We start from the raw sequence: 26,462 nt of genomic DNA, 5'->3' as shown, positions 1-26,462 counted from the left end.
AATCTTTTTAATGTCAAAAATTTCAGCGTCTTTGCCCAAGTAGCAATATCCAAAAATATTCTTGAGTTTTATCTCTATAGCACTATCCTAGTAGGTTATTTGAACTCCTCTCAATTCTCAAACATAAACTTTATATTAAAGTCATTAATAAACCGAATATTATTACCATTAATAAAGCGAATGTTATTCGTATTAATAAAGATGTTATTATTCGTATTAATAAAGGTATTATTATCAGTAGAATAGAGCCCTACCCTGTATCATTCCCTCCATCAGTTTCCCTTCCTAATTAATAGAGTTTGAATAACCAAAATTTTTTATTGGTAGAATATCAAGTTTCACTCTTATTGATAAATTAACTTGCAAACATCCAAAAATCATTTTAATAATAAATATAGTCCAAAGAAAAGGGATTGTAAAGGAAAAATTTTTCCGAAAAGTAAAATTCTTTCTATATATAACAGAAAAGAACCTTTTACGGTTAATGCTTTTTTTAACTCTCTCTTCTTGACTTTTAAATAAAAATTATTATCTTTATAAAGTTATGAAACTTACTTTAAATTGGTTAAATGAGTTTTTAGAACCGAAAATCAATGAAAGAGAACTTTTAGATTTATTAGAGAAAAAGGGTATTGAAGTAGTAAATTTCTATGATTATTTAAGAGATTTTTCTTATTATCTTTTAGCAACAATCATCGAAAAAAAAGAAAACGAAACAGTTTTAAAAATTGGTAATGAAAAATTTGTGATTAAGGAAAATATTAACGCTAAAATAGGAGAAAAAGTAGGTTATCATTTAAAAGAAAAAAAATTATTAAAAGGGAAAGATTTATCTTTTCCCCAAGAAGATTATTTGATCTTTGAGGAAGAAGAAGGAAAGGAGGTTTTTAATTATCTTGATAACCTATTTCTGGAAGTAGAAATTACTCCTAACCGAGCAGACCTTTTTTCGGTTTTTGGTCTTGCCCGAGAGGTTGCCTATTTTACTGATAGAAATTTAATTTTGCCAACAGTTAATAATAATCTTTACGAAATAGAAGAAAAAAACGACATCGAAATAATTATTGAAGATTTAGAGCAATGCCCAATTTATATTGGCACTAAAATTGTTAATTTAAAAATAAAACCATCTCCTCTATTTTATCAATGGCGTCTTTTTCTTTCAGGATTACGACCAATAAATAATGTTGTTGATGCTACTAACTATACCCTTATCCAATTTGGCCAGCCTTTACATCCTTTTGATTTAAAAAGAATTTTTGGCAACGAAATCTATATCCGTTTAGGCAGAAAGGGAGAAAAGATTAAAACTATTGATGGTGTCGAAAGAGAAGTTTCTGAGAAAGTTCTTTGTATTGCTGATAAAAAAAGAATTATTGCAATTGCCGGAATAATTGGTGGTCAAAACACTGAGATTATTGAAAACACAACCGAAGTCCTTTTGGAATGTGCTTTCTTTTCTCAAGAAACCATAAGAGCAGGAATAAATTTCTTAAACTTACGAACGGAAGCTGCCCGAAGATTTGAGTTAGGAATCGATTATGAAAATTTAAATTATTTCGCTAACTATGCTGCTAATCTAATTGCCCAATGGGGTGGTGGAAAAATTGTTAAAGAACAAAAAATAGTTAAGAAGGAAATAGAAAAAAAATTAATCTCTTTTCCTTTAAATTATCCTAAAAGAATTTTAGGTATAGATCTTCCTTCGAACTATATTTTAAATATTTTTCAAAGAATTGGTGGAAAAATAAAGGAAATAAGAGAAAAAGAAATAATTTACGAACCACCTGCTTGGCGCCATGATTTAAAACTGCCAATTGATTTAGTAGAAGAAATTGCTCGCTATTATGGGTACGAAAAATTTTCCTCTTCCTTTTATTTAAAAATTAAAAAAATTGGCGAAATCCAACCTTTCACTGCCTTTTTAAATGCCTTAAAGAATTTTTTAATTGGCCGAGGTTTTTGCGAAATAATTACCTTAAGTTTCTTACCGGAAAAAATAGGAGAAGGAATTAAATTATTAAATCCGTTAAATGAAAGACTAGCGATTTTGAGAAATTCTCTTCTTCCTTCGTTATTATCAGTAATTTCTCACAACCATTCTTTTAATAATAAAGATTTAAGAATTTTTGAGATTGGTAAGGTTTATAAAAAAGAAAAATATTTATTAGCAATTGCTTTAACCGGTAATAATTTACCAATTAATTTCGACACGAAACCTAAAAAAGTAGATTATTTTGATTTAAAGGGTATTATTGAAGAGATTTTTAATTTTTTAAACATTACTGAATTTAATTACTTATTAAAAAAGCATGCTTATTTTTCCTCATTCCCATCAGTAGCAATTACCTATAAAAACGAAGAAATTGGTTATTTAGGAAAAATTAATGAAGACTTACTTGTCCAATATGAAATTGAAAATGAAGTCTTTTATGCTGAAATAGACTTAGAAAAAATCTACCAACATTTTACCAAAGAAAAAATCTACCAACCTCTTCCTTCTCTCTCTGTTATATATCGCGATTTGTCCTTTATTATTGACGAAAATCTTTGTGCCCAGGAAATAATTGATTTTATCAAAAAAAATTATTCTTCTTTGATAAAAGAAATTATTATATTTGACTCTTTTGTAGGCCAACCCTTACCTTTGGGCAAGAGAAATCTTGGTCTCCGCCTCTTTTTTCAACCTAAAGATGAACCTTACACTAAGGAAGAATTGGAAAAATTGTTAAAAGAAATTATCTTATTAGTAGAAAAAAACTTTCCTGCTCAATTAAGAAAAAAATGAACGAAGTTGAAAAAAAATTAAAAACTTTAGAGGAATTGATTGAAAAAATTCTGAAAGAAAATGAAATTCTTAAGAAAGAAAATGAAAATTTAAAAAAAGAATTAACAATTTATCAAGAAAAAATTGAAAAAAGCTTAAAAAAAATAAAATCTATTATTGAAAAATTAAAGAATTTTAGTAAACTAAAAATATGAATACCTATCGTCTTCAATTCTTAGACCAAATTTATGAAATTAAAAGTGACAAAAATGAGGAATATCTTAAAAGATTATTTAATCTTTTAGAAGATAAGGTTAAAGAGTTAAAAAAGAAATTTCCTTACTTAGATTTTAGTGAATTAATTTTTTTCGGCTCCCTTAATTTGATTGAAGAGTTGATGGATAATTATGAAAAAAACGAAAAAATTTTAAAAGAAAGGCTAGATTTGCTCATTGAAAAATTGGTTAATAATAAGGGCTCTCGGTAGCATTCGTGATTGGGAAATATGGTCTTGAGCCAACACCTAAATTATGGATGTCCGATGGTGCTTACTATCTGGAGGTCTATCCTCTAAGATAGGACCCACCTTCAGGACGCCATATGTTGTTCTAGGGTTCAGAGACCATCACCAACACGATGCTACGGAGAGCCTTAAATTTTAAGATTAAAAGGGGAAAAAAATGATGTACCTTTTATTTTTTTTATTGTTATTTCTCTCTATCTTATTAACTTATTTATTAACCAGAAATTTTTGGAGGGAAAAATATGAAACGGAACAGAAAAAATTTGAAGAATATAAAAAAAAGTTATCAGAAGAAAACGAAAAAGAAAAACAAAAATTAATTGAAGAATTAAGAAAGGAGGTGGAAAAAGAGAAGAAGAAAATTTTAGAAGAGCAAGAAAAAAAATTAAAAGAACTAAACGAAAAAGATAAAGAATTAGAGAGTCTTATAAATCTTTATCAAAAAAAAGAAAAAGATTATTTATTATCTTTAAATCGTATCCAAAAAAAAGAAAATGAACTTTTGATAACGGAAAAGATTTATAAAGTAAAAATTGAATACCTTGATAAATTAATAAACGAGTATCAGAATCGCCTATTAAAAATACCCAATTTGAGTATCTCAGAAATAAAAGAAGAATTAAAGAAGACTTTCGAAAAGGAGATATGGGAGGAACATTTTGAAGAATTAAAAAAAATAAAAGAAAAAACGAATGAAGAAACAAAAATTATTGCCCAAAAAATTTTATTAGAAACTTGCCAAAAAATCGCTTTACCAGTAGCAAAAGAGCATAGTATTTCTTTTGTCGAAATTCCTCACGACGATTTTAAAAGAAAGTTAATTGGTCGGAAAGGAAGAAATATTCATTTGTTAGAAAATCTTACTGGCACAGAAATTATTGTTGACGATACCCCTAAAAAAATTTTTATCTTTTCTTTTAATCCTAAAAGAAGAATTACTGCTAAATTATTAATTGAAAAGATTATAAATGAAAACGAAATTTCTGCCGAAACAATCGAAAAATCCTTTCAAAAAACCTTGGAAGAATTGGAAAGAAAAATACTGCAAACTGGCTTAGAGACCTGTAAAGAATTAGGAATTGCGAATTTCTCTGAGGAGTTATTAAAAAAAATTGGAGAAATGGAATTTTATGTCACCTACGGACAAAATCTTCTTGCCCATTCCAAGGAAGTCGCAATTATTAGTAAAAACTTAGCCCTTAATTTTGATATTGATCCTACTAATGTTTTAAAAGCAGGTCTTCTACATGATATCGGCAAAATTCTTTCTGGTGAAGAAAATCTACCACATCAGATAAGTGGAGCTAATTTTGTTAAAAAATTTGGTGAAAACGAAGCAGTAATCCAAGCAATCATTAACCATCATCAATTAGATAATTTTTCTTCTTTAGAATCTTTTTTAGTCTCCTTGGCCAATGGTCTTTCTCATATCTATGGAGCAGGTCGGACAATTGATTTCACCGAAACTTTTAAAAGATTAATAAAAATTGAGGAACTATGTCAAGAAATTCAAGAGGTTAAGAGAGCATATGCTTTCCAATTAGGGAGAGAAATCCGAATTTTATTAAATGTTGATAAACTTAGTGAAAAAGAAAGTAATCTATTAATAAGAAATCTTCAACAGAAAATAAGACACGAAACTAATATGTTAGGTGAAATTAAAATAAATTTAATTTATGAGTTATAAAATTATTTTTTTAGGCGATATCTGCGGAGAAGCCGGTCGAAAGGCAGTAATCCAAGGAATAAAAACTTTGAAAAATAAGTATCAACCTGATTTCATTATCGTCAATGGCGAAAATTCGGCTGGGGGATTTGGTATTACCCCTAAAATTGCTGAAGAACTCTTTTCATTGGGAGTTGACTGTATTACTCTTGGTGACCATGCTTTTGATAGAAAAGAAATTATTTCTTATTTAGAAAAAGAAAAAAATATTATTCGGCCGCTAAATTATCCTTTAGGAACTCCTGGGAAGGGGATTTGTATAAAAGAAAAAAACAATGGGTTATTTATTGTAATAAATCTTGTTGGAAGAGTATTTATGAAACCGGTCGATTGCCCTTTTCGAAGAATTGATGAAGAATTAGCAAAAATCGATAAAGAAGGAGTTATTATTGTTGACTTTCATGCTGAAGCTACGGCTGAGAAACAAGCAATGGGATATTTTTTAGATGGCAGGGTAAGTGCTGTTTTAGGAACCCATACGCATATTCCAACTGCCGATGAAAAAATTTTACCTAAGGGAACTGCTTACATAACTGATGTTGGAATGTGCGGTGCAATTAATTCGGTATTAGGAATGAAAATTGAAGATTCCTTAAAAAGACTTCTTTATGGGATTAATTATCGTCTTAATCCAGCAAATTCTAATTTTCAAATCGAAGGAGTTCTTATTGAAATTGATCTTTCTACCTACAAAGCTATTCGAATAGAAAGAATCAAGGAAAAATATTTAGATTTTGACTCCATGTCTTCTTAATACCTCCTTCAAAAATTTTCCGGTATAAGATTTTTCGCATTTAACAATATCCTCTGGTCTACCACAAGCCACTACATATCCACCGTTTTCGCCTCCTTCGGGTCCTAAATCAATTATCCAATCAGCGCATTTTATAACTTCTAAATTATGTTCAATAACCACCACAGTATTTCCTTTATCCACCAAACGATTAAGAACAATTAAAAGAAGACGAATATCTTCAAAGTGTAATCCAGTAGTAGGTTCATCCAAAAGATACAAAGTTCTTCCCGTCCCAATTTTAGATAATTCTCTTGCTAATTTTACTCTTTGGGCTTCCCCACCGGATAAAGTTGTTGCTGGTTGTCCTAATTTTATATATCCTAAACCAACATCTTTCAACATCTCCAATTTTCTTTTAATGGAAGGAATATTGTAAAAAAATTCCAAGGCTTCATCTACTGTCATCTCTAACACATCGTATATATTTTTCCCCTTATATTTTATTTCTAAAGTTTCTCGATTATATCTCTTTCCTTTACATACTTCACAAGTGACATAAACATCTGGCAGAAAATGCATTTCAATTTTTTTAACTCCGTCGCCGCCACAGTTTTCACATCGACCGCCTCGAACATTAAAAGAAAATCTTCCTGGTGGATAACCACGCATTTTGGCTTCCTTTGTTTGTGAAAAAAGTTCTCTTATTGGCGTAAAGACATTAGTATAAGTAGCTGGATTAGATCTTGGTGTTCGACCAATAGGTGATTGGTCAATATTAACTACTTTGTCAATTTCTTCCCAACCGATAATTTCTTTAAATTTTCCTGGTTTTTCTTTAGAACCGTAAAACCTTTCGGCTAAAGCTTTATAAAGAATCTCGTTCATAAAAGTACTTTTACCCGAACCAGAAACTCCGGTAAGACAGACAAACATACCGAGGGGAATACAAATATCAATATTTTTTAAATTATTTTCGCTACATCCTTTTACGATTAAAAATTTACCGTTTCCTTCTCTTCTTTTTTGAGGCAAAGGAATTTCCTTCTTGCCTGCTAAATAAGCTCCTGTCAAAGAGTTAGGATTTTCCATTATTTCGGAAGGAGTTCCCATTGCTACAATGTAACCTCCTTTTTCTCCGGCTCCGGGACCCAAATCAATTACGTAATCACTCGCTAAAATTGTATCGCGGTCATGTTCGACAACAATTACGGTATTTCCTAAATCTCTTAATCTTAATAAGGTTTGTATCAACTTTTGATTATCCCTTACATGTAACCCAATTGTCGGTTCATCCAAAATATAAGTTACCCCTACTAAACCCGAACCGATTTGGGTTGCTAATCTGACTCTTTGTTCCTCGCCGCCTCCCAAAGTATCGGTTCTTCTTTCTAAGGTTAAATACTCCACACCTACTTCTATTAAAAATTTCAAACGTTTTTTAATTTCGTTAATCAATTCACCAGCAATTTTTCTTTCTTGTTCGTTTAATTTTAAATTATCAAAAAATTGGTAACATTCTTTTATAGAAAATTTACAAACATCATAAATAGAATAACCAGCAATTTTAATCGACAATGCCTCTTTTTTGAGTCGCGCACCTCTACATTCTGGACACGGTAATACCGACATGTATCTTTCAATCCACTCGCGAGTACTCTCCGATTCGGTTGTTTGATAAATTCGCATTAAATGGGGAATCACCCCCTCAAACTCTTCATAAAATTGATAACGGGTTCCATCCCATCTTTCATGTTCCACAAGAATTTCTTCGTTGCTGCCATAAAGAATTATCTTTTTTATTTCTTTAGGTAATTTTTTCCACGGAGTATTTAAAGAAAAATTATAATTTTTAGCCAATGCTTTCAAAACAGAGGTAAACCATCTTCCTTTGGGTTCTCCCCATACTTCAATCACTCCTTCATTAATCGAAAGTTCGGGATCCACAATTAATCTTTCTGGATCAATTTCCATTTTCGTTCCCAATCCATGACAAGTGGGACAGGCGCCATAAGGAGAATTAAAAGAAAAAAGTCGAGGGGAAATTTCTTCATAAGAAAAGCCACACTCCACACAAGCAAATTTTTCCGAAAAAATTTTTTCCTCTTTTTCGTCAAAAATCACTAAACATAATCCTTGACCCTCTTTTAATGCTAATTCCACTGATTCAGCTAGTCTTTTTCGATTTTCTTGATTGAGAATTAGACGATCAATAAGAATTTCAATATTATGCTTTTTGTATTTTTCCAAATTTTTAACCTCCGAAATCTCATAAATTTCTCCGTCCACTCTTACTCTTAAAAATCCTCTTTTTTTAATTTTTTCTAACAGCGTTTGATATTCCCCTTTTCTTCCTCTCACTACCGGTGCCAATATTGTTAATTTAGTATTTTTAGGATAAAGAAAAATCTGATCTATTATTTGGTCTAAAGTTTGATAAGCAATTTCTTTATTACAATAAGGGCAAAAAGGAATGCCAATTCGAGCAAAAAGAACTCTTAAGTAATCGTAAATTTCAGTAACCGTACCCACGGTAGAACGAGGATTTTTAGCAGCTGTTCGTTGTTCAATAGCAATCGCTGGGGAAAGTCCTTCAATGTAATCTACATTCGGTTTTTCTAACACTCCTAAAAACTGCCGAGCATAAGAAGAAAGAGACTCAATGTATCTTCTCTGTCCCTCAGCATAAATAGTATCAAAAGCCAAAGAGGATTTTCCTGAACCAGATATTCCCGTAATGACTATCATTTTATTTCGAGGAATTTTTAATGTAAGATTTTTTAAATTATGTTCTCTTGCTCCTTTGATAAAAATATAATTGTTTTCGGCCATTTTATTACAGAAGCTTCTCTAAATTTTCAACGATTTTTAAAAAATATTCATAATTTTCTTCATTCTTTTCATATTCCTTAAACTCTTCAATTATCTTTTCATTTATTTCGGAAGGCAAAAGGGTCTCACAGGCTGGAAAGATAAGACCCTCTTCTTTAAAAATATGGCGAGCAAAAATCTCTATAAAATTTTGTAAACCGGAGAAGAATTTTTCTTTATCAAAATCTTTCAAACCAATTTCTAAGTCTTCAATAATTTCTCTTCTTTTTTCTGCTTCGTCTGCCATAACTAACTGAGCATCAATTTCGTATTCCCTTATTAAAGGAAACAAAACCTTCTCTTCTTTGGCACAATGATTTTCTTCCACAAAATCCTTAATCAAATGATAAAGAAGAGAAAATTCTTTTTCTAAGAATTGTTCTCTAATTATAAATACATTCATTATTCTCAAAGCCCGTTCTATTAAAAAATGCTCCTTTTTTAAAGTTTCCAAAAAAGCAAATTGAGACATTAAATTATTATAAATAAATTTTGAGATTAATCAAGGGGATACAAAATTCCTACTGGCAAAATCATTTCTTGCAAAGAGATACCTCCGTGTTGATAAGTAAACTTATAAGTCTTTTCATATTCTCTTGGTTTCGTAGGATAAATAAAGTAGTAATCACTTTTACAAATCGCGTATTCTTCACCCAGAAATTCTTGGGGAAGTTCTAAATCTCTGGGAGTAATGAGCCAGGCCGCCTTTTTATCAACTGTCAATCCACCCCCGGACTTATACCTCAAATTAGCCGAAAGTTCTCTACCTCCTTGAATAATAGTTGGTCTTTTGACTTTAATAAATCCGTGGTCGGAAGTGATGATAATCTTCCTTCTTTTCTGCTTAAGTTTCTTTAAAAATTGAAAAATTAATGAAGAATTAAACCAAATTTTAGTAAATTCCAATAATGAATCTTCATTTTCCGCAATCTCTTTAATAAACACTTCTTCTTTAGCAGAATGGATAAGAAAATCCAAAAAATTGATAATAATTACAATAATCTCCTTGTCAGGATTGATAAGATAATCTAATTTTTCGGCTAAGTCTTCTATCTTCAAAACTTTTAAATAGAAAGGTGTTAGAGAAATTTTCTCTCGGTTTAAAAGTTTATGAAACAATATTTCTTCATATCGATTTTGTCCGACATCATCAAAGATCCAATATTCCGGATAATACTTAAAAATCTTTTCGGGAGTTAAACCACTTAATAAAGCATTACGGGAATAAGGGGTAGCAGAGGGAAGTATTGAACAATAAAAATTTTGTTTTACTAAAAAATGTTCTTTCAAAATATTATAAATAATTAACCATTGGTCAAGTCTAAGAGAATCAAAAATTATCCAATAAAGTGGCAAACTGTCTAAGTTAGGTTTAAGAAATTTCTCAAAAAACCGATGAGAAAGAACAGGTCCAGTATTATTTTTTAACCATTTAATATAATTATTCTCAACAAAAGAGGCAAAATTTTCATTTCCTTCTTTCAAAATGTCTTCGTAACTTTCTCGAAGATCATCAAGGGAAAAACGGTTAATATATTCCCGCCACTTTATTAACTGCTGATAGAAATCATACCATTCTTCAATTTTTTCAAAATTTTTTATACCTGAAAGAATTTTTAAATATTCTCTTACTAAATTCTCTTTAAAAATTTCTTTTTTTTCTAATAACCTCTTAATTACTGCTAATATTTGCAGAGGATTTAAGGGTTTTAAAATAAAATCATCAATTAAATTAGCATAAACTTCATCAATAAAAGCTTCATCACTTACTTTAGTAACCATAACAATAAAAATATTTGGATCATAATTTTTTATTTTTTTTGCAACTTCTAAACCATCCAACCCAGGCATCATTTCATCTAAAAAAACCAAATCAAAATTTTCCTCTTTTATTTTATTTAACCCATCAACCCCATTAGTCACTTCTTTTACTTCATATCCTTTTTCTTTTAAAAAATAAATGAAAGGTTTCAAAAGATCTATTTCGTCATCAATCCAGAGAATTTTCATTTTTTCTTTAAGATAATCGAAAAAACGGTTCTATTCTTTTTAGATTCTTTTAATATTAATTTTCCTTGGTGATACTCTTCAATAATTCTCTTTGCCAATGACAAACCTATTCCCCAACCGTATTTTTTTGATGTTACCCCGGGCTTAAAAATCTTTTTTCTAATTTTTTTATCAATTCCTTCTCCATTGTCAATTATTTGAATTTCGTAACAAATATTGTTAGGGACTTCTTTTATCTCAATTCTTCCTGAATTATCACCAATGGCATCAACACTATTTTTCAACAAATTCTCTAAACTCCAACCAAAGAGCACCTCATCTAAAGGCAAAGAGGGATTACTTTTTAAATTCAAAATCAATTCAATATTTAACGGCATTCTTTTTTGAAAATGTTGACAAACTTTTTCAATAACCTCTTTTATTGGCGTTTCTTTTAATTTAGGAGGTAACCCAATTCGAGAAAATCTTTCTAAAGCAATTTCCATTTTTTTTACGTCTAATAGCATTTCTTCATAATATTTTTTTTCAATCTTATCTTCCAACGTTGTTAACCAACCTAACAAAGAAGAAAGCGGAGTAGCCATTTGGTGGGCAGTTTCTTTTGCTAAGAAAGTCCATAACCTTTCTTCTTCTCTTTTTCTATAAACAAAAATTGCCCAAATTCCTAAAAAGATAAAAAATAACAAAACTAAGATTTGATAATAGGGATAAAAACGAATAAACTTTGCTGAAGGAGACAAACCATAATATATCTCACCAAGAAATTTAGTAGTATCACCAATATTCACCAAAAGAGGAATTGGCGATTTCTCTTTCTTTAAGCTTTCTAATTTTTTTCTTAGTATCTCTTTTGTTGGATTTTTCCCAACATTTCGATAAGCAACGATTTCACCACGATCATCGGTCACAATTACCGGAAAATCGATTTTCCTTATAACTTCTTCAAAAATTATGTCTAACTCATAAGAACTACTGCCTGCCCCTTCTACTTGGGTTTGGGACATATATCTTGCAAAAATTCTTGAACGAAGAGTTATCTCTTCTTCTAATTTTTTGAAAATAAAAGAAGAAACGACAAAAAATATTATTGCGAATATTAGAGAAACAATAATAAAATAACTGATTAAGAATCTTTTACCCAGTTTTATTTTCATTATTTATTTTATTATATTCAAAAATAAATAATTGTCAATTTTAAAAACAACATAACCGCCACTAAAAAGAAATTATTTTAGAAAAAGCACCAAAAACAATGAAAAATTTGTTAAATCTTCTAAATTATTTTTTAAACTAACGATGTAAAATAAAATAGCGGCTTATTAATTCTTTAGATAAAAAGTATTAATCAAAACTTTCTGAATGTTATCAACAATAACCTTTTAAAACTGCCATTTTTTTGAAGATTATTTAAAAATTTTATTGAAACTTATTCCTAGCGTTGCTCTCACGCCTTATCTCTGTATGCCTCTTCTCTCTTTCTTTTTCTATCATTATTTTGAGTTTTTCCAATCAACGATAATCTAGATTACATAAAGTGCTAAAGTATAATTATCACATTTAATAAAGGTATTAAATAAAAATAATCATTTCTTAGATTTCTTTTAGTATGGGGTAATGGAAAATTTATCAAAGTCAAAAAGAAAGGCAGAAATTTTAAAGATGAAAGAGAAAATAATTAAAGAATTATCAACTTTCTAAAGGTTGCCATCGAATAGATAAAATTAAAACCAGTAAAATAATAATATTAATAAAACACGATTTATTGAAATGTAATATAAATGAAGGTAGTTAAAAGTATATTAAAATCAAATATCAAAAAATTTTTTTCTCTTTTGAATCAATTTAGCAATTTTAATATGATATTACTTAGAAATTTTGACTACATTTAAACTCATAAACCAACTACTACAACTCTAATAGTGATATTAAAAAGAAATGTTTTGAAATTATAAAATAACTTCTTAAAGAAGTCTTTCAAAAAAAGAAGTAGAAAAATTTTATTTTATTTTATTTTATTTTATTTTTGATTTAGGATATTTATGATAAATAGAATAATAAATCTCGGGATATTTATCCTTGCCACCGAGCAAAAGAAATACCTCGGGCATTTTTTCTTTTGCTAATCTATTCATTTTTCCAACAATTTCTCTAATCTCCCATTGAGCTTCTCTATCTTCTCTTAACCGCGAGATATGATAAAATTCTCTAGGATTTAAACCAATCAAAATTCTTTTTCGATGGGCATTAGTTAAAATATATTGAGCCCTCTCTATCCCTAATTTTTCTTTTAAAGAATAGAAAAGTTCCTCAACCTCTTCCATTCTTTTTCGAAACTCTTTTTCTAAATTTTTATCAGTAATCGATTTCGGAATAGTAAACTTTAATTCCGGATTATAATATTGGCTTATCAAGGTCATTAATCGATGCCTCTTCAATTGAGCAAAAGCAGCGGCACTTATTACAATTTCAAATACTAAAAACCCAAATTCAAATTCTCGGGGGACAGCATCATAAAACTCTAAGTATTCTAAACTTTTTTTAATAATCGCTTCTCTTTCTTGGGTATTTAAAGGTAATCTCTCAGGAAAGGGAGTATCAAAGTAAGAATAAAGAAGGGCTTTGGGAATCAAATCATCACTATAATAGGCAATTAATCGAACATCTTCCGCCTCTGCCAACTTTCTCAGATGTTCAAATTTTTTAGAAAAACTTTTTAATTCTTCTTTTGTTTTTAATTCGTAATTGGTGGCTTGATAATATCTCAAAAGTGACGGAGCAATTTTTTTTACTTTTGTAAAAATCTTTTTTCCTAATTCTCTAATCTCTTCTAAAGGAGAAGCAGAGAATTTTCTTAACATATACTCTAAACTACGAGCATTAATTGTCATCCCCAATTGAGTACAAGTAGCCAAAGGCAAAAGATAACGGGCATCTTCCTTTGGTATTTCCTTTTTTATAAAATCTTTATAAGTAGCAAAGAGTTTTTTAATAGTTTTTTTATATCCTTCTTCAATTTTTGTGTTTTTTATTTCTTCCGGAATATAGAAACCCTCTTTTAACTTTATATATCTTTGGGACTTCTCAGTATAAGAAGCCAACCGAAAATGCTCAATTTCCTCTACCGCTAATCGGGATATTTTAATAATATCAATATTAAAAACACTGTGTTCAGCAATAGAAGAATGGCCCATTTCAAAAATTATTCTTTTATTTGTTTTTCTTGCTTTTTCAATTTCTTTTAGTGCAATTTCTCTTAATTTCTCAATCGAAAGATCGTATCGACTAATTCGTGCGTAGGCACAAGATAAAGTTTCTGGTGTTAAAAGTTTTTTATATTTAGAAGATATTTTTTTTAAGACTTTTGTGTCTATATTATAACCCGCAATATTTACTTTCATAATTTAAAAAATAATATAAACTTGATTTTTTTTCAAGTTTCTTTATAATAAAAAGTTATTTGGAGGTAAAAATGGCAAGAATAGCAATAAATGGATTTGGTCGAATCGGTAGATTAGTATTAAGAATTGGGTTAGAAAATAAAAATTTAGAATTTGTTGCTATTAATGATGTGGCTGATGGTAAAATTTTAGGACACCTTTTAAAGTATGACTCCGTTCACGGGCAATCTCCTTATGAAATAAAAGCAGAAAAAGATAGATTGATTGTAAAGGAGCGAGAAATTTTTGTGCTAAATGAAAGAGATATTAAAAATTTACCCTGGGAAAAATTAAAAGTCGACATTGTAATTGAAGCAAGCGGTGTGTTTCGTAAAAAAGAAGAACTAGAAAATCATCTCAAAAATGGTGCCAAAAAGGTAATTTTAACTGCTCCCCCAAAAGATGAAAAAGAAATCAAATCTTTTGTTTTAGGAATAAATGAAAAGGATTACGACCCGGAAAAAGATCATATTATTTCCAATGCTTCTTGCACAACTAATTGTCTTTTACCATTAATAAAAGTTCTTCACGAAAACTTTAGAATTATTTCTGGTTACATGACAACAATTCATGCTTACACCAATGACCAAAGAATTTTAGATGCTCCCCATAAAGATTTACGACGAGCTCGAGCATGCGGTCTATCAATGATTCCCACCACCACCGGAGCAGCGAAAATGATTGGTGTCATCTTTCCAGAATTAAAAGGGAAAATTTCCGGCATAGCAATAAGAGTACCGGTAGCAAATGTTTCGATGGTGGATTTATCTTGTGTGGTTGAAAAGCAGACAAACAAAGAAGAAGTAAACCAGGTATTTAAAAAAGCAAGCCAAACTTATTTAAGTAAATATCTTCAATATGTTGAAGAGGAATTAGTTTCTCAAGATTTTGTCGGAAATCCTTATTCTTGTATCTTTGACGCTACTCTTACCGATGTGATTGATAACAATTTTGTCAAAGTATATGCCTGGTATGATAATGAGTGGGGCTATTCTTGCCGCGTTGTAGAATTAGCGGAATTAGTGGCCAAAAATTTAAAATAATTTTAAAAACATAAAAAATATGAAATCAATAAAAGATATTGATTTAAATTATAAGAAAATATTTTTAAGGGTAGATTATAACGTCCCTTTAAAGGAAAGAAAAATTCTTGACGACTCACGAATCCGTGCCTCTTTGGAGACTATTTTTTTTATTTTGAATTTTCCCACTATTCTCTTTATTGCGTCTCATTTAGGAAGACCTAAAAAAGAAAAAAAAGAGGAATTTTCTTTATTTCCGATTGCTTCTCATTTATCAAAACTCCTAAATAAAGAAGTAATTTTTTTAGAAGATTGTATCGGTGAAAAAGTTTTAGAAAGAAAGAAAAGGGCTAAATTTGGTGAAATTTATTTGTTAGAAAATTTAAGATTTTATGAAGAAGAAGAAAAAAATGATCTTAATTTTGCAAGAGAATTAGCTACCGAAATAGATGTGTATGTAAATGATGCTTTTTCTGCTTCTCATCGGGCACACGCTTCTATTGTTGGTATTACTCAGTTTATAAAAGAAAAATGTGCTGGCTTTCAATTTCTAAAAGAAGTGGAAAATTTAAAAAAAATTTTTGATGAGGTTAAAAGACCAGCAATTTTAATAATTGGCGGAGCTAAAATTTCTGATAAATTAGGGGTAATAAAAAATCTTTTACCAAAAGTTGATAAAGTTCTGTTAGGAGGTGGTGTAATTTTTACAATTTTTAAAGCGTTAGGATACGAAATCGGCAAATCGATATACGAAGAAAATCTTTTAAAAGAAGGTGAATTGTTGGCTAAGGAAGAAAAAGTTATCCTACCCAAAGATATCTTAATTGCTTCCGAAATTTCGGAAAATGCTCATTACTATAATACTCCAATAGAAGAGATAAGAAAAGACTATTACGGTGTAGATATTGGTAAAGAAACAATTACCCAATATGTGAAAATAATTAAAGAAGCAAAAACGATTATATTTTGTGGTCCTTTAGGAATATTTGAAATTGAACCCTTTAGCTGTGGTACAAGAGAAATTATAAAAGCAATCGCTGAGGTTACTCAAAAAGGTACTTTCAGTTTAGCCGGTGGCGGTGATACCGTGGCAGCAATAAATAAATTCAATTGTATCGACAAATTTTCATTTATTTCTATGGCCGGTGGTGCTACTTTAGAGTTTTTAGAAGGAAAAGAATTACCAGGCTTAAAAGCCCTTTTATAAATTTGAAATGAAGAAAAGAAAAATTTTTATTGGCGGCAATTGGAAAATGAATCTTAACCATTTAGAAGGAAAGGAATTCGTTGAAAAGTTATTAAAATCTATTAAAAATATCGAAAAAAAAGAGATCGTTCTCTTTCCTCCTTTCACTACCCTTTTTACCGTATCGGAAATTATTAAAAATACTGGAATTAAATTAGGAGCTCAAAATACTCATTGGGAAGATAAAGGGGCATTTACTGGCGAAATTTCACCTTTATTTTTAATTGCTTTAGATTGTGAATACGTAATAATCGGCCATTCGGAAAGAAGAAGATATTTTTTTGAAAATGACGAGATGATAAATAAAAAAATTAAAAAGGCTTTAGATGTAAATTTAAAGCCAGTCTTTTGTGTTGGGGAAGATTTAGAAGAAAGAAAAACAGGCAAAACTTTTGAAGTTATTGAAAAACAATTAAAAAAGGGGTTAAAAGATGTCGAAAAACTTAATGAAATAGTAATTGCCTACGAGCCAATTTGGGCGATTGGTAGCGGTATTAATGCTACGCCAGTACAAGCTCGTGAAGTTCATAGTTTTATTCGTGAGATAATTTCTAAAGATTATGGTAAAGAAATCAGCGAAAATCTAAGAATTATCTACGGAGGAAGTGTAAATAAAAATAATATCTACGAATTATTAAAAGAAGAAGAAATCGATGGTGTACTCATTGGTGGTGCCAGTATAAAATTAGAAGAATTTGTTCAAATTGTTAATCTTGATTTATAAAAATTTTTTGTTAAAATAAAAATATGTTTTCTTTTTTGTTAATATTGCATATTTTAGTATGTCTGCTTTTGATATTTGTGGTTCTTTTACAACAACCTCAAAAGGGTGGAATGTCATTAATCTTTGGCGGCGGTGAATCAATTTTTGGTGGAGGTGGAATTTCTCCTTTTATGACTAAATTAACTTCAGCCATCGCGACGTTACTTTTACTTACCTCGATAGGTCTGGTTTTAACTTCTCAACCAAAAATTCAAAAAATTCAACAAAAAGTAACACCGGTAGAACAACAAAAAAGATAAAAATGTTTGCAATTGCCGAAATAAAAGGATTTGAATATTTTATCAAAGAAGGCGAAAAATTAATCGTTCCACGAATCAAAGCCGAAGTGGGAGAAGTTATCAAGCTTGATGATGTGTTATTTTTAAAGGCAAACGATAAAGTTTGGATAGGAACTCCAAAAGTAAAAGGTGCTTTCATAGAGGCTAAAGTATTGTCCCATTTTAAAGGAGAAAAAATTATTGTTTTTAAATTTAGACGAAGAGAAAATTATCGTCGAAAGAAAGGTTTTCGTCCTTCGTTAACCGAAATCGAAATTCTCAAGATCAATCCTCCGGAAGAAATCGTTTCCAATGGGCGGTAGAGGATTTGAACCTCTGACCTTCGGTATGTGAGACCGACGCTCTAACCATCTGAGCTAACCGCCCTTAAAGTTTATTAATATAATAATGAAATTTTTAAACAAATCAATATTTTTTATTACTGGAAGACCGGGTATTGGAAAAACAACCCTCATTAAAAATATTGCTTCTTCTTTGGATTTAAAGAATATTTGTGGCTTTTATACCGAAGAAATAAGAGAAAAAAATGAAAGAATTGGCTTTAAAATTGTAACTTTTCATACTGGCGAAGGAATCTTGGCCCATATTAAATTCTCCACACCTTATAAAATTTCTAAATACTATGTTGATATTCCCAATTTTGAAAAATTAATAATTCCGGAATTAAACTTAGCAAAAGAAAAGAAAATTATTTTAATAGATGAAATCGGTAAAATGGAACTTTTTTCTCAAAAATTTAAAGAAAAAGTAATGGAAGTTTTTCAATTGGATAAAATTATTATTGCCACTATTCCTATTTCTAAAATTATATTTATTGAAAAATTAAAATCTTTATTTCCAGTAAAAATTTATGAAATAACTTTTCAAAACCGAGAAGAATTGCAAAAAAGTCTAAAAGCAGAAATAAATAAATTATTGATTAATCTTAATAATTCTGGTGGGAGTTAGTATCACATCTACTTTAATATCGTGCGGCTCAACAAGATAAGAAAAATCCTCTAATATTTGGCAATCATGAACAATAGTGATTACTAAAGGCTCTCGCAACAATCCCCTATTTTTTAAATCATAATATTCTTTATCTCCATAACCTTTTCCTTTTCCTAAACGGTTCCCTTTCAAATCTACTGCCACACTTCCTTGAATAAAAACTTCAATAAAAGTTTTTGGCTCCTTACCATATTTTTCAAAGTTCTTAATAGTTATTGCCTTGTCGGCTAATTCTTTTCCCTTTATTTCTACATAACCCTTGATATGAGGTAAAGCAACGATTAAACTTTTACCTTCTTTTAATGTTATTCTTCGTGCTTCTTTTAAAACATTATCAGGCGCAGAAAATACCCCTTTTGCTCTTAAAAACTCTTCAATCTGGTATAATTTTCTAGCCGCCTGCTCAGAGCCCACGAAATTAGGAATTCTTCCGTAACAAGGTCGTGGAAAAGTAACTAAATTGTTTTTTTCCATATACTCCCAAATTTCTCTTCTTATTTCTTCTTTATTTTTCATAATTATATTATACAAAATTTATTGATTTTTTAAAAGGAATTTATTAATATTTAAAAAAAGGAGAGTTTATGCGGGAATTCACGAAATATGTTCACGGAAAAGAAATCTTAGGTGAAAAATTTACTCGTTCTCTATCGGTACCAATTTATCAAACAGCAATTTTTACCTTCTCTTCGGCAGAAGAAGGAGCCAGTATTATTGCTAAAGAAAAAGACGGCTATTTTTATACTCGCTTAGGAAATCCTACCGTTCGTGCTTTTGAAGAGAAAATGGCATTTTTAGAAGAAGGCGAAGATGCTTGTGCTTTTGCTTCAGGAATGGCGGCAATTACGGCAGTGATTTTTGCTTTAGCTAAAGCCGGAGATGAAATTTTAGCTTCTTATCCAATTTATGGTTGTACTTACTCTCTTTTCACAACTATTCTTCCTAATTTAGGAATTAAAGTGAAATGGCTTTTGGCTAAAAATTTTATTGAAGAATTAAAGAAAGAAATAAATAAAAACACTAAAATCGTATTTATTGAAACCCCTACTAATCCCACGATTGAAATTATTGATATCAAAGAAGTTGCTGAAATTGCCCATCGATATGATGCTAAAGTTATTGTGGATAATACCTTTGCAACCACCTTTAATCAAAAACCTTTGAAATTAAATGCCGATATCTCTCTCCATTCAGCCACGAAGTACATTTCTGGTCATGGGGATACCTTGGGGGGAGTAGTAATTAGTAATAAAGAAATAATCGAAAATCTAAAGGAAAATTTAATTAGAAATTTTGGTGGCGTTTTAAGCCCTTTTAACGCTTGGTTATTACTTCGTGGATTAAAAACTTTAGCATTAAGAATGAGTAGACATAACGAAAACGGATTAAAAGTTGCTCAATTTTTAGAAAATCATCCAAAAATAAAACGGGTTTCTTATCCTGGACTCCCTTCTCATCCTCAATACGAGATTGCTAAAAAGCAAATGAGCGGTTTTTCCAGTATGATTGCCTTTGAATTGAAAGGCGGGCGAGAGGCAGGAAGAAAACTAATGAATAATATCAAATTATGCGTCTGCGCGGTAAGTTTAGGAGATACTGCCACTTTAATCGAACATCCTGCTTCTATGACTCATTTCACTTATTCTAAAGAAGATTTAGAAAAATCTGGTATCAGTGAGGGGCTTGTTCGAATGTCGGTAGGAATCGAAGATTCCGAAGATATCATTGAAGATTTGGAGCAGGCTTTAGCCAAAGTATGAATGATAAAATTGATGAAATTGTTAAAAGAAATTTTAAATATAAAAGAGAAGCCTATATTTTTGTTCTGGATGCTTTAGAATATACCAAAAGAAAATTAAAAAAGGCTGACCATATTTCTGCTAAAGAATTACTTTTAGGTTTTAAGGAGTTAGCGCAAAAGGAGTTTGGTATCTTGGCAAAGATTGTCTTAGAACAATGGGGAATAAAATCTACCGAAGATGTGGGAGAAATTGTTTTTAACCTTTGTGAGGCTAAAATTTTAACAAAAAGAGAGGATGACAAAAAAGAAGAGTTCGCTCATTTTTTTGATTTTGAAGAAGAGTTTATAAAAAAATATCAACTTTTTCCCAAAGAAGAAATCAAGAAGAATATCCGCACAGAATAAAATTTAAATGAAATTAAGTGAAATATTCGAAAAAATTCCGAAAGTTTTTTCTCGTTTAGATAAATCTTATGAAGAAAGAAAAGAACAGATTGATTATAGTTGGGCAATATATAATGCTTTAGAAAAAAACGAAATATTAGTTATTGAAGCCGAAACCGGAGTCGGTAAAACTTTGGGGTATCTTTTACCAGCTGTCCTTTATTCAAAAAAACATAATAAAAGAGTACTGATTTCTACTTATACAAAAGTTTTACAAAATCAAATTTTAACATCCGACATTTTATTAGTTAAAGAGATATTTAAGGAAGTATTAAACTCTGATTTTTCCTATGCCGTTGCTTACGGAAAAGAAAACTATTTATGTAAAAGAAGAATAAAACAGACTTTAAATTATCGACTTTTTGAATTTTCGGACGAGGAAGAGAAACTAAACAAAATTTATCAACAATTGAATACCAATAATAATATAATAGTAAATTTTTCTGAATCTTTGCCTTCTTCTTTAAAGGAAAAAATCAATTGTGCTTGGGAAAGTTGTCTTCAAGAAGAATGTAATTACTATCACGAATGCTTTTATCAACAAGCCAAATTAGAATGGAAAAAGAGCGATATTCTGATTATTAACCATGCCTTATTTTTTGCTAATTTAAATTTAGAACATCCAATTTTGCCTGAATATCAGGCAATAATTTTTGATGAAGCCCATTCTTTAGAAGATATTTGTGCTAATAGTCTTGGCTTTTCTATTAGTGAGAATAACTTCAAAAATCTCCTTTTTCGATTATATAATCCCAAAACAAAAACTGGTTTATTAAAAATTTTAAAATTAAGTCCCAAAAAGTTAAGGGAATACCAAAAAGAAATCTTTAATCTTCTCAATAATTTAAATGAATATTTTCAAAAAATAAGAATTTTTCTTGGCAATGAAAAGAAAAAGAGAATAAAAGAAAATTTGACTATCTTACCCACTTTTCTCAGCCAATTAGAAAATCTGAAAGAAAAAATAATCGAAGAGAGCCAAAAGATTAATGATAAAGAAATAATTATTGAATTTATTGGTTGGATAAAAGAAGTTGAGAAAAAGAAAAAAAATATCAATGATTTTTATCAAGGAAAGGATAATTTTGTTTTTTGGATTGCTGAAGAGGAAAATTCTTTATCTTTAAATGCTGCTTTGATAGAAATTCAAGAGATAATGAAAGAAAATCTTTTTTATAAAAATATACCAATAATTTTTACTTCTGCTACCTTAAGAGTAAAAGAAGATTTTTCTTTTTTTGCTTCCCGATTAGGAATCGAAAGATATGAAAAAAATTATTTTCCTTCTCCCTTTGATTACTCTCAACAGACTTTAGTATATATTGAAAAAAACATACCCCTACCAACAGAAGAAAACGCTTTTTACGAAAAATCAGCAAAAATAATTAACGATATAATTCATCATGCCAAAGGCAGAACTTTGGTTTTATTTACAAGTTTTAAAGCATTAAAAAAAGTTTATGAACTATGTGATACAACAAAATATCCTATTTTAGCCCAAGATGAAGACTCTTCAACTACTTCTCTTTTATCCGAATTCCAAAAAAATATCAACGTTTCACTTTTTGCCACCGGTTCCTTTTGGCAAGGAATCGATGTTCCTGGCGAATCTCTTTCCTGTTTAATAATTACCCGTCTACCTTTTGATGTCCCTGATGATCCGAGAATTGAAGGAATTAAAGAAAGATTAATAAAAAACAACTTAGATCCCTTCTGGCATTATCAATTACCTAATGCCGTTTTAAAATTTCGTCAAGGATTTGGAAGACTAATTAGAAGTAAGGAAGATCGCGGTGTTATTGTTATTTTAGATAAAAGAATAATCGAAAAATCTTATGGCAAATATTTTCTCAACTCATTACCAAAAACCGTGAAAATTACTGATAACATAAATGTTCTTATCAATTTTTTAAAAAAATGTACCAACCAAAATTTCTGAAAGTTAATTTAGAAGAAAAATTAAAGGAATTAGAAAAATTTTTTTCTCCCTGTAAAATTTGTCCGAAAGAATGTAATGCTTTAAGATTAAATAACGAAAAAGGAGATTGCCAAATTGGCCGCTACGCAATAGTTAGTAGTTTTGGACCCCATTTTGGTGAGGAAGAAGAATTGGTAGGAGAAAACGGTTCGGGAACAATCTTTTTTTCCGGCTGCAATCTCCATTGTGTTTATTGTCAAAATTATGAAATTAGTCAATATGTTGAAGGAAAAGAAGTAAAACCTGAAGAACTGGCGGAAATGATGTTGAGATTACAAAGAATGGGTTGTCATAATATTAATTTAGTAAGCCCAACCCATGTAATCTTTCAGATTTTAGAAGCCCTAATAATTGCCAAAGAGAAGGGACTTAAATTGCCGATTGTATATAATTCTGGTGGTTATGACAAGGTAGAAGTTCTAAAAATTTTAGAAGGTGTGATTGATATATATATGCCGGATATGAAATATGATAATAGCGATTATGCTTTAAAATATTCTAAAGTTAAAAATTATTCAGAAATTAATAAAAGAGCGGTAAAGGAAATGTATCGTCAAGTTGGTGATTTAAAAGTTGTTAATGGCATTGCCTATTCCGGTTTATTAATAAGACATTTGGTTTTACCCAATAGAATTGCCGGTTCTTTTGAAATTTTAGATTTTATTGCCAGAGAGATTTCTAAAGATTCTTATGTAAATATAATGCTTCAATATCGACCTTGTTATTTAGCAAATCGCTACTTAGAATTAAATAGAAGAATAAAAAAAGAAGAGTATGAAGAAGTTATAAATTATGCTAAAAAAATTGGCTTATATCGGGGATTTTGAAAATAAATAAGGGGAGGTATTTCCTACCTCCCCTATCCTTTTGAGATTTATTTCTTTCTAATTAAAAAAGAACTACTTTCTTTGTCTTCTTGTAGGCAGGAGTTTCAAAATGGAGAAGATAGACACCTTTTGATAGAGTCTTATTATCCAAAGTTATAATGCCTTTTTGGGAAGTGTTTTCCGCATTCTTATAGAAATATTTTACCACTCTGCCCGTCACATCATTTAGACTAATTCTCACCCACATACCTTTTGGAACCTGCCATTTAATTCTTATTTCTTTCTTTGGATTGGTAATTTCTGTTATATCAAATTCTACAGAAGAGTTATCCACTTCTTCCACCATAGCAAGTTGTCTTACTGAAACTGCGGTAAAAAATTCACCATATGTCCAAGATACCCAACTACCCGGACTACCGTAAAAGGATTTTCCTAAAGGTTGGTTATCTGCTAATGTTGAAGGATGACCGGAATAACTTCTCGGCATAACTGCTACATAGAATGTTCCCGAATTTATCTGAACCGGTGGTTCCACAGCATGTTCAATAGATAATGGATAAGAGACAGCACGAATAGTATCAGATTCATATAAGAGAGTTTGACCATCGTCAGCATAAATTCTGAATTGGAAAATGCTATCCGGCCAAGGATATTGTTGATGCCAATAGAATTGATGTTTTATTCGAGTAATCTCAAATGGGTAAGTTAATCGAAAATCTGCTGGATTAAATCTTGTTGCCCTTTGGGGACCTGCCCAAGTGAGATAAGAAGGATTATTCCAATTGGCATAAGTAATCCAAGAGGCAACACCTAAACTTCTTTTGATTGTATCATTAAAACGCCATTCATCATCGCCAAATTCGTGCCAAACAATTATTTGATAAGTTCCACTGGTATCAGGAATCCGCCAAGCAGGAGTGAAAGTAATTGTCTGAGATTGCCTTCTTGCTAAATTAGTTGTTGTTGCCTGATCAATATCTTCGTAAACATAACCTTGGGGACCAACAATCCTCAATTTCACCGGCACACCACTCGGAATTGTTTGGGTTCCAATATTTCTTACTGTTGCTCTTAAAGTAAAATTAATTCTTGGAACAGTATCAAAGGGCATATTACCAAAAACTGTTGTCATTAAGTTATTATTTTGTGGCGTCCAGTCAATTATTGCCCTTATCATCCATTCTCCTCTTCTTTTGTCAATGGAATAACTTCCTGCTAAATATTGCCATAAGACATTATCGGGCGCATTACTGTTGCCATCAATACATAAACCTGGACAAAGTGGATAAGAATCTGGTTGAATATAAAAGATATAGAAATTACTATTTACGATTGGTGTATCAATTAAAACAAAATTCCAGGCACCGCGTGTTCCCAAAATAGTATCCGATTCATAAATAAGTGTTCCTGGTGCACCATTTGGACCATCATCTTTTAAAACCCTAACCAAAAACCTTCTACCACCGGGAACAGGCCAAGTAGTATCCCAAAGCATTACTAAAGCACCATACAAACGAATATTAGGAGCCGGAGATATAAACTTCATTCCCCAACCATTACCACGTGTATTCCAAGCCCAAGCGTTTGCCCGAATATTCTCATCATAAATTAAAGTATCATAATCAGGACTGTCTTGACTAGCAGGTGGCAAAGGAACAATTTCTGGTTTGGGGATAGGACAAGGGATTGCAAAATTTTCAAGATAAGAAAGTTCTCTTTCGCTTGCAAAAATTAATGATAAAAATAAAAAAGAGATTAATAAATATTTTTTCATAATAACCTCCATTTATGATTTTTCATATTCTTAATTATATAATATTAAAAATAAAAATCAAGGAGATAAACTAACGATAGGGAGAGGGGGTATATATGTATAAACCCTTAAAAATCAAAGACTTAAATGTAGATAGGGATATCCCTATAACCATATACTATATATCTTCCTAAAGGGAGAATAACTTTCTTTTATAAAAATAGAAGGCGGAAGATAAGACTTCCGCCTTCTCCTTATATTTGTAATTTTATTATCTGAGAATTACTGCTTTCGTAGTAATTTCGCTTTCTTCTGTTTTTATCTTTAAGAAATAGATACCATTAGGAACGAATTTGCCGTTTTTATCTTTTCCGTTCCAATAAAGATTTTTTTCAGTATTATTTAGATTTACTACCAATTTTCCGGTCGCATCATATAAAGATAGACTTTTAGCATTCTTTATAAAAAGTGGAATTCTTAATATATTATTTCTCTTGATTTCTTTTAAAATAATCTCTTTTTCTTCATTTACACCAGAAGGTAAATGGCTAAAGATTAAAGTTCCGTAAGTAGCAGCATTATTCCAATTACTACCAGGCATTGTTGTTGGCCAAGTTCCCCACATATCATTTCCGGTTGGTCCGGCGGCAACATAAACATAAAAACCAACTGTATCGTTAGTCGGATTAATAGTGTAATTCCATTTTTGTGTTCCTTTAGCAACTACCGCCTCAAATTGGAGATGACCAGAAGCAGTGCTTGCTCGAGAAATACCATTACCACTTGCCCATCTTGTCCAATAAGCACTGGGAATGTTTCCTGGTCCAATTAAGGCACGATAGATAACGGTATCCTGATTTAGCCAGACAAACCAATGATTACCTTCGGAAGAATCAGTTGCCCAAGTTCGGCTATAATTTTCATCTAAATAACAGCCAAATTGGTCATAGTTATCCCTTGTATTTTTTGCTACAAAGTCAATTGCCCAATAAACATTGTTAGAATCGTGCTTCACATAAAGAAAGACACTGCCAGCAGGACGAGCACCGCTACCCTGCATATTTAAAACATCAGAAATATCCCATTTTAAGGCATCATACCATTCAGATTCTTGAATATTACCATCAATGTTTGGTGTCGCTTGCGCAAAAGGAGCAATTAAAGTATCTCTTATTAAGAAAGTAGTGGTAGTTTGTTTAGCAGTATCGTTTGTTTGGTTACTATCGTTTTCTAATGCGGTAAAAATAGTAATTTGATAATTATTACCTGCTGGACCAGTGAGCCAATTAGGAAAAGAAACTCGAGCAGTTTCACCAGGATTTAATGGACCAG

At 30.5% G+C, this 26,462-nt stretch carries 23 protein-coding genes and 1 tRNA gene; 15 read left to right on the top strand and 9 right to left on the bottom strand.

Annotation, left to right across the window (positions count from 1 at the left end):
- Positions 1-544 precede the first annotated feature (544 nt).
- The 5 genes from pheT to ABIK75_01135 all read left to right on the top strand — a co-directional run bounded on the left by pheT (position 545) and on the right by ABIK75_01135 (position 5,770).
- Positions 545-2,788, top strand: a complete 2,244-nt coding sequence (gene pheT, locus ABIK75_01155; protein ID MEO0089704.1) for a phenylalanine--tRNA ligase subunit beta — start codon at positions 545-547, stop codon at positions 2,786-2,788.
- Positions 2,785-2,982 (top strand): hypothetical protein, encoded by a 198-nt coding sequence (locus tag ABIK75_01150; protein ID MEO0089703.1) that lies wholly within the window; start codon positions 2,785-2,787, stop codon positions 2,980-2,982. Before pheT ends, ABIK75_01150 begins: the two co-directional genes overlap by 4 nt.
- The gene (locus tag ABIK75_01145; GenBank protein MEO0089702.1) at positions 2,979-3,254 is read left to right on the top strand and encodes a cell division protein ZapA; all 276 of its coding nucleotides are present in this window, start codon (positions 2,979-2,981) and stop codon (positions 3,252-3,254) included. Before ABIK75_01150 ends, ABIK75_01145 begins: the two co-directional genes overlap by 4 nt.
- Positions 3,255-3,447: 193 nt before the next feature.
- A complete protein-coding gene (locus tag ABIK75_01140) occupies positions 3,448-4,977 on the top strand; it encodes an HDIG domain-containing metalloprotein (GenBank protein MEO0089701.1) in 1,530 nt (509 codons plus the stop codon).
- Entirely contained in the window at positions 4,967-5,770 is an 804-nt protein-coding gene (locus ABIK75_01135; GenBank protein MEO0089700.1) for a TIGR00282 family metallophosphoesterase, read from the top strand. The genes ABIK75_01140 and ABIK75_01135 overlap by 11 nt, the downstream gene beginning before the upstream one ends.
- On the opposite strand, the gene uvrA is transcribed toward ABIK75_01135, so the two are convergent.
- From uvrA to thyX, 5 genes are all read right to left on the bottom strand, one after another.
- Positions 5,744-8,581: an excinuclease ABC subunit UvrA gene (uvrA, locus tag ABIK75_01130; GenBank protein ID MEO0089699.1), complete on the bottom strand. Its 2,838-nt coding sequence runs from the start codon at positions 8,579-8,581 to the stop codon at positions 5,744-5,746. The genes ABIK75_01135 and uvrA overlap by 27 nt on opposite strands.
- A 4-nt stretch (positions 8,582-8,585) precedes the next feature.
- Positions 8,586-9,092 carry a hemerythrin domain-containing protein gene (locus ABIK75_01125; GenBank protein MEO0089698.1) on the bottom strand — a complete coding sequence of 169 codons (507 nt, stop codon included), beginning with the start codon at positions 9,090-9,092 and terminating at the stop codon, positions 8,586-8,588.
- 26 nt (positions 9,093-9,118) lie between these two features.
- Positions 9,119-10,630 carry a bifunctional response regulator/alkaline phosphatase family protein gene (locus tag ABIK75_01120; GenBank protein ID MEO0089697.1) on the bottom strand — a complete coding sequence of 504 codons (1,512 nt, stop codon included), beginning with the start codon at positions 10,628-10,630 and terminating at the stop codon, positions 9,119-9,121.
- Positions 10,627-11,784 (bottom strand): HAMP domain-containing sensor histidine kinase, encoded by a 1,158-nt coding sequence (locus tag ABIK75_01115; GenBank protein MEO0089696.1) that lies wholly within the window; start codon positions 11,782-11,784, stop codon positions 10,627-10,629. The genes ABIK75_01120 and ABIK75_01115 overlap by 4 nt, the downstream gene beginning before the upstream one ends.
- An 858-nt stretch (positions 11,785-12,642) precedes the next feature.
- Entirely contained in the window at positions 12,643-14,028 is a 1,386-nt protein-coding gene (thyX, locus tag ABIK75_01110; GenBank protein ID MEO0089695.1) for an FAD-dependent thymidylate synthase, read from the bottom strand.
- A gap of 71 nt (positions 14,029-14,099) precedes the next feature.
- Between thyX and gap the strand changes: the two genes are divergently transcribed.
- From gap to rplU, 5 genes are read left to right on the top strand one after another with little or no spacing between them, the layout of a single operon-like run.
- Positions 14,100-15,110, top strand: coding sequence for a type I glyceraldehyde-3-phosphate dehydrogenase (gene gap / locus ABIK75_01105; protein MEO0089694.1), 1,011 nt, complete (start codon positions 14,100-14,102; stop codon positions 15,108-15,110).
- A 19-nt stretch (positions 15,111-15,129) separates the two neighbouring features.
- Positions 15,130-16,296: a phosphoglycerate kinase gene (locus ABIK75_01100; GenBank protein ID MEO0089693.1), complete on the top strand. Its 1,167-nt coding sequence runs from the start codon at positions 15,130-15,132 to the stop codon at positions 16,294-16,296.
- 7 nt (positions 16,297-16,303) lie between these two features.
- A complete protein-coding gene (gene tpiA / locus ABIK75_01095; GenBank protein ID MEO0089692.1) occupies positions 16,304-17,059 on the top strand; it encodes a triose-phosphate isomerase in 756 nt (251 codons plus the stop codon).
- A 23-nt stretch (positions 17,060-17,082) separates the two neighbouring features.
- Positions 17,083-17,358 (top strand): preprotein translocase subunit SecG, encoded by a 276-nt coding sequence (gene secG, locus ABIK75_01090; GenBank protein ID MEO0089691.1) that lies wholly within the window; start codon positions 17,083-17,085, stop codon positions 17,356-17,358.
- A 2-nt stretch (positions 17,359-17,360) separates the two neighbouring features.
- Positions 17,361-17,699 carry a 50S ribosomal protein L21 gene (gene rplU / locus ABIK75_01085; GenBank protein MEO0089690.1) on the top strand — a complete coding sequence of 113 codons (339 nt, stop codon included), beginning with the start codon at positions 17,361-17,363 and terminating at the stop codon, positions 17,697-17,699.
- Here rplU and ABIK75_01080 read toward each other — a convergent pair.
- Positions 17,690-17,763: transfer RNA gene (locus ABIK75_01080), tRNA-Val, on the bottom strand. The genes rplU and ABIK75_01080 overlap by 10 nt on opposite strands.
- A gap of 21 nt (positions 17,764-17,784) precedes the next feature.
- Between ABIK75_01080 and ABIK75_01075 the strand changes: the two genes are divergently transcribed.
- Positions 17,785-18,345, top strand: coding sequence for an NTPase (locus ABIK75_01075; GenBank protein ID MEO0089689.1), 561 nt, complete (start codon positions 17,785-17,787; stop codon positions 18,343-18,345).
- Here ABIK75_01075 and ABIK75_01070 read toward each other — a convergent pair.
- A complete protein-coding gene (locus ABIK75_01070; protein ID MEO0089688.1) occupies positions 18,310-18,903 on the bottom strand; it encodes a 5-formyltetrahydrofolate cyclo-ligase in 594 nt (197 codons plus the stop codon). The genes ABIK75_01075 and ABIK75_01070 overlap by 36 nt on opposite strands.
- Before the next feature lie 68 nt (positions 18,904-18,971).
- On the opposite strand from ABIK75_01070, the gene ABIK75_01065 reads away from it, so the two are divergent.
- The 4 genes from ABIK75_01065 to ABIK75_01050 are packed head-to-tail and all read left to right on the top strand — an operon-like array spanning position 18,972 to position 23,377.
- Complete coding sequence (locus ABIK75_01065) at positions 18,972-20,147, top strand: aminotransferase class I/II-fold pyridoxal phosphate-dependent enzyme (GenBank protein MEO0089687.1); 1,176 nt, start codon at positions 18,972-18,974, stop codon at positions 20,145-20,147.
- Complete coding sequence (locus tag ABIK75_01060) at positions 20,144-20,533, top strand: Minf_1886 family protein (GenBank protein MEO0089686.1); 390 nt, start codon at positions 20,144-20,146, stop codon at positions 20,531-20,533. The genes ABIK75_01065 and ABIK75_01060 overlap by 4 nt, the downstream gene beginning before the upstream one ends.
- Before the next feature lie 7 nt (positions 20,534-20,540).
- Positions 20,541-22,511: an ATP-dependent DNA helicase gene (locus ABIK75_01055; protein ID MEO0089685.1), complete on the top strand. Its 1,971-nt coding sequence runs from the start codon at positions 20,541-20,543 to the stop codon at positions 22,509-22,511.
- Positions 22,490-23,377 carry a radical SAM protein gene (locus ABIK75_01050; GenBank protein ID MEO0089684.1) on the top strand — a complete coding sequence of 296 codons (888 nt, stop codon included), beginning with the start codon at positions 22,490-22,492 and terminating at the stop codon, positions 23,375-23,377. Before ABIK75_01055 ends, ABIK75_01050 begins: the two co-directional genes overlap by 22 nt.
- Before the next feature lie 61 nt (positions 23,378-23,438).
- Here ABIK75_01050 and ABIK75_01045 read toward each other — a convergent pair whose 3' ends face one another.
- Positions 23,439-25,151, bottom strand: a complete 1,713-nt coding sequence (locus ABIK75_01045; protein MEO0089683.1) for a T9SS type A sorting domain-containing protein — start codon at positions 25,149-25,151, stop codon at positions 23,439-23,441.
- Between the two features lie 250 nt (positions 25,152-25,401).
- On the bottom strand, positions 25,402-26,462 hold a 1,061-nt coding region (locus ABIK75_01040; GenBank protein ID MEO0089682.1), incomplete at its 5' end, for a T9SS type A sorting domain-containing protein.

It is taken from the genome of candidate division WOR-3 bacterium, from assembly GCA_039801725.1.
In the GTDB taxonomy this organism is placed as follows: Bacteria; Hydrothermota; Tepidihabitantia; order Tepidihabitantales; family DTDR01; genus DTDR01.
The sequence above is the reverse complement of the archived record's forward strand: the minus strand, read 5'-3'. Positions and strand labels throughout refer to the sequence as shown.

What these genes read in the sequence shown, in the direction of transcription:
- pheT (MEO0089704.1), top strand. Translation starts at nt 545, where the DNA reads ATGAAACTTACTTTAAATTGGTTAAATGAGTTTTTAGAACCGAAAATC.
- ABIK75_01150 (MEO0089703.1), top strand. Translation starts at nt 2,785, where the DNA reads ATGAACGAAGTTGAAAAAAAATTAAAAACTTTAGAGGAATTGATTGAA.
- ABIK75_01145 (MEO0089702.1), top strand. Translation starts at nt 2,979, where the DNA reads ATGAATACCTATCGTCTTCAATTCTTAGACCAAATTTATGAAATTAAA.
- ABIK75_01140 (MEO0089701.1), top strand. Translation starts at nt 3,448, where the DNA reads ATGATGTACCTTTTATTTTTTTTATTGTTATTTCTCTCTATCTTATTA.
- ABIK75_01135 (MEO0089700.1), top strand. Translation starts at nt 4,967, where the DNA reads ATGAGTTATAAAATTATTTTTTTAGGCGATATCTGCGGAGAAGCCGGT.
- uvrA (MEO0089699.1), bottom strand. Translation starts at nt 8,581, where the DNA reads ATGGCCGAAAACAATTATATTTTTATCAAAGGAGCAAGAGAACATAAT.
- ABIK75_01125 (MEO0089698.1), bottom strand. Translation starts at nt 9,092, where the DNA reads ATGTCTCAATTTGCTTTTTTGGAAACTTTAAAAAAGGAGCATTTTTTA.
- ABIK75_01120 (MEO0089697.1), bottom strand. Translation starts at nt 10,630, where the DNA reads ATGAAAATTCTCTGGATTGATGACGAAATAGATCTTTTGAAACCTTTC.
- ABIK75_01115 (MEO0089696.1), bottom strand. Translation starts at nt 11,784, where the DNA reads ATGAAAATAAAACTGGGTAAAAGATTCTTAATCAGTTATTTTATTATT.
- thyX (MEO0089695.1), bottom strand. Translation starts at nt 14,028, where the DNA reads ATGAAAGTAAATATTGCGGGTTATAATATAGACACAAAAGTCTTAAAA.
- gap (MEO0089694.1), top strand. Translation starts at nt 14,100, where the DNA reads ATGGCAAGAATAGCAATAAATGGATTTGGTCGAATCGGTAGATTAGTA.
- ABIK75_01100 (MEO0089693.1), top strand. Translation starts at nt 15,130, where the DNA reads ATGAAATCAATAAAAGATATTGATTTAAATTATAAGAAAATATTTTTA.
- tpiA (MEO0089692.1), top strand. Translation starts at nt 16,304, where the DNA reads ATGAAGAAAAGAAAAATTTTTATTGGCGGCAATTGGAAAATGAATCTT.
- secG (MEO0089691.1), top strand. Translation starts at nt 17,083, where the DNA reads ATGTTTTCTTTTTTGTTAATATTGCATATTTTAGTATGTCTGCTTTTG.
- rplU (MEO0089690.1), top strand. Translation starts at nt 17,361, where the DNA reads ATGTTTGCAATTGCCGAAATAAAAGGATTTGAATATTTTATCAAAGAA.
- ABIK75_01075 (MEO0089689.1), top strand. Translation starts at nt 17,785, where the DNA reads ATGAAATTTTTAAACAAATCAATATTTTTTATTACTGGAAGACCGGGT.
- ABIK75_01070 (MEO0089688.1), bottom strand. Translation starts at nt 18,903, where the DNA reads ATGAAAAATAAAGAAGAAATAAGAAGAGAAATTTGGGAGTATATGGAA.
- ABIK75_01065 (MEO0089687.1), top strand. Translation starts at nt 18,972, where the DNA reads ATGCGGGAATTCACGAAATATGTTCACGGAAAAGAAATCTTAGGTGAA.
- ABIK75_01060 (MEO0089686.1), top strand. Translation starts at nt 20,144, where the DNA reads ATGAATGATAAAATTGATGAAATTGTTAAAAGAAATTTTAAATATAAA.
- ABIK75_01055 (MEO0089685.1), top strand. Translation starts at nt 20,541, where the DNA reads ATGAAATTAAGTGAAATATTCGAAAAAATTCCGAAAGTTTTTTCTCGT.
- ABIK75_01050 (MEO0089684.1), top strand. Translation starts at nt 22,490, where the DNA reads ATGTACCAACCAAAATTTCTGAAAGTTAATTTAGAAGAAAAATTAAAG.
- ABIK75_01045 (MEO0089683.1), bottom strand. Translation starts at nt 25,151, where the DNA reads ATGAAAAAATATTTATTAATCTCTTTTTTATTTTTATCATTAATTTTT.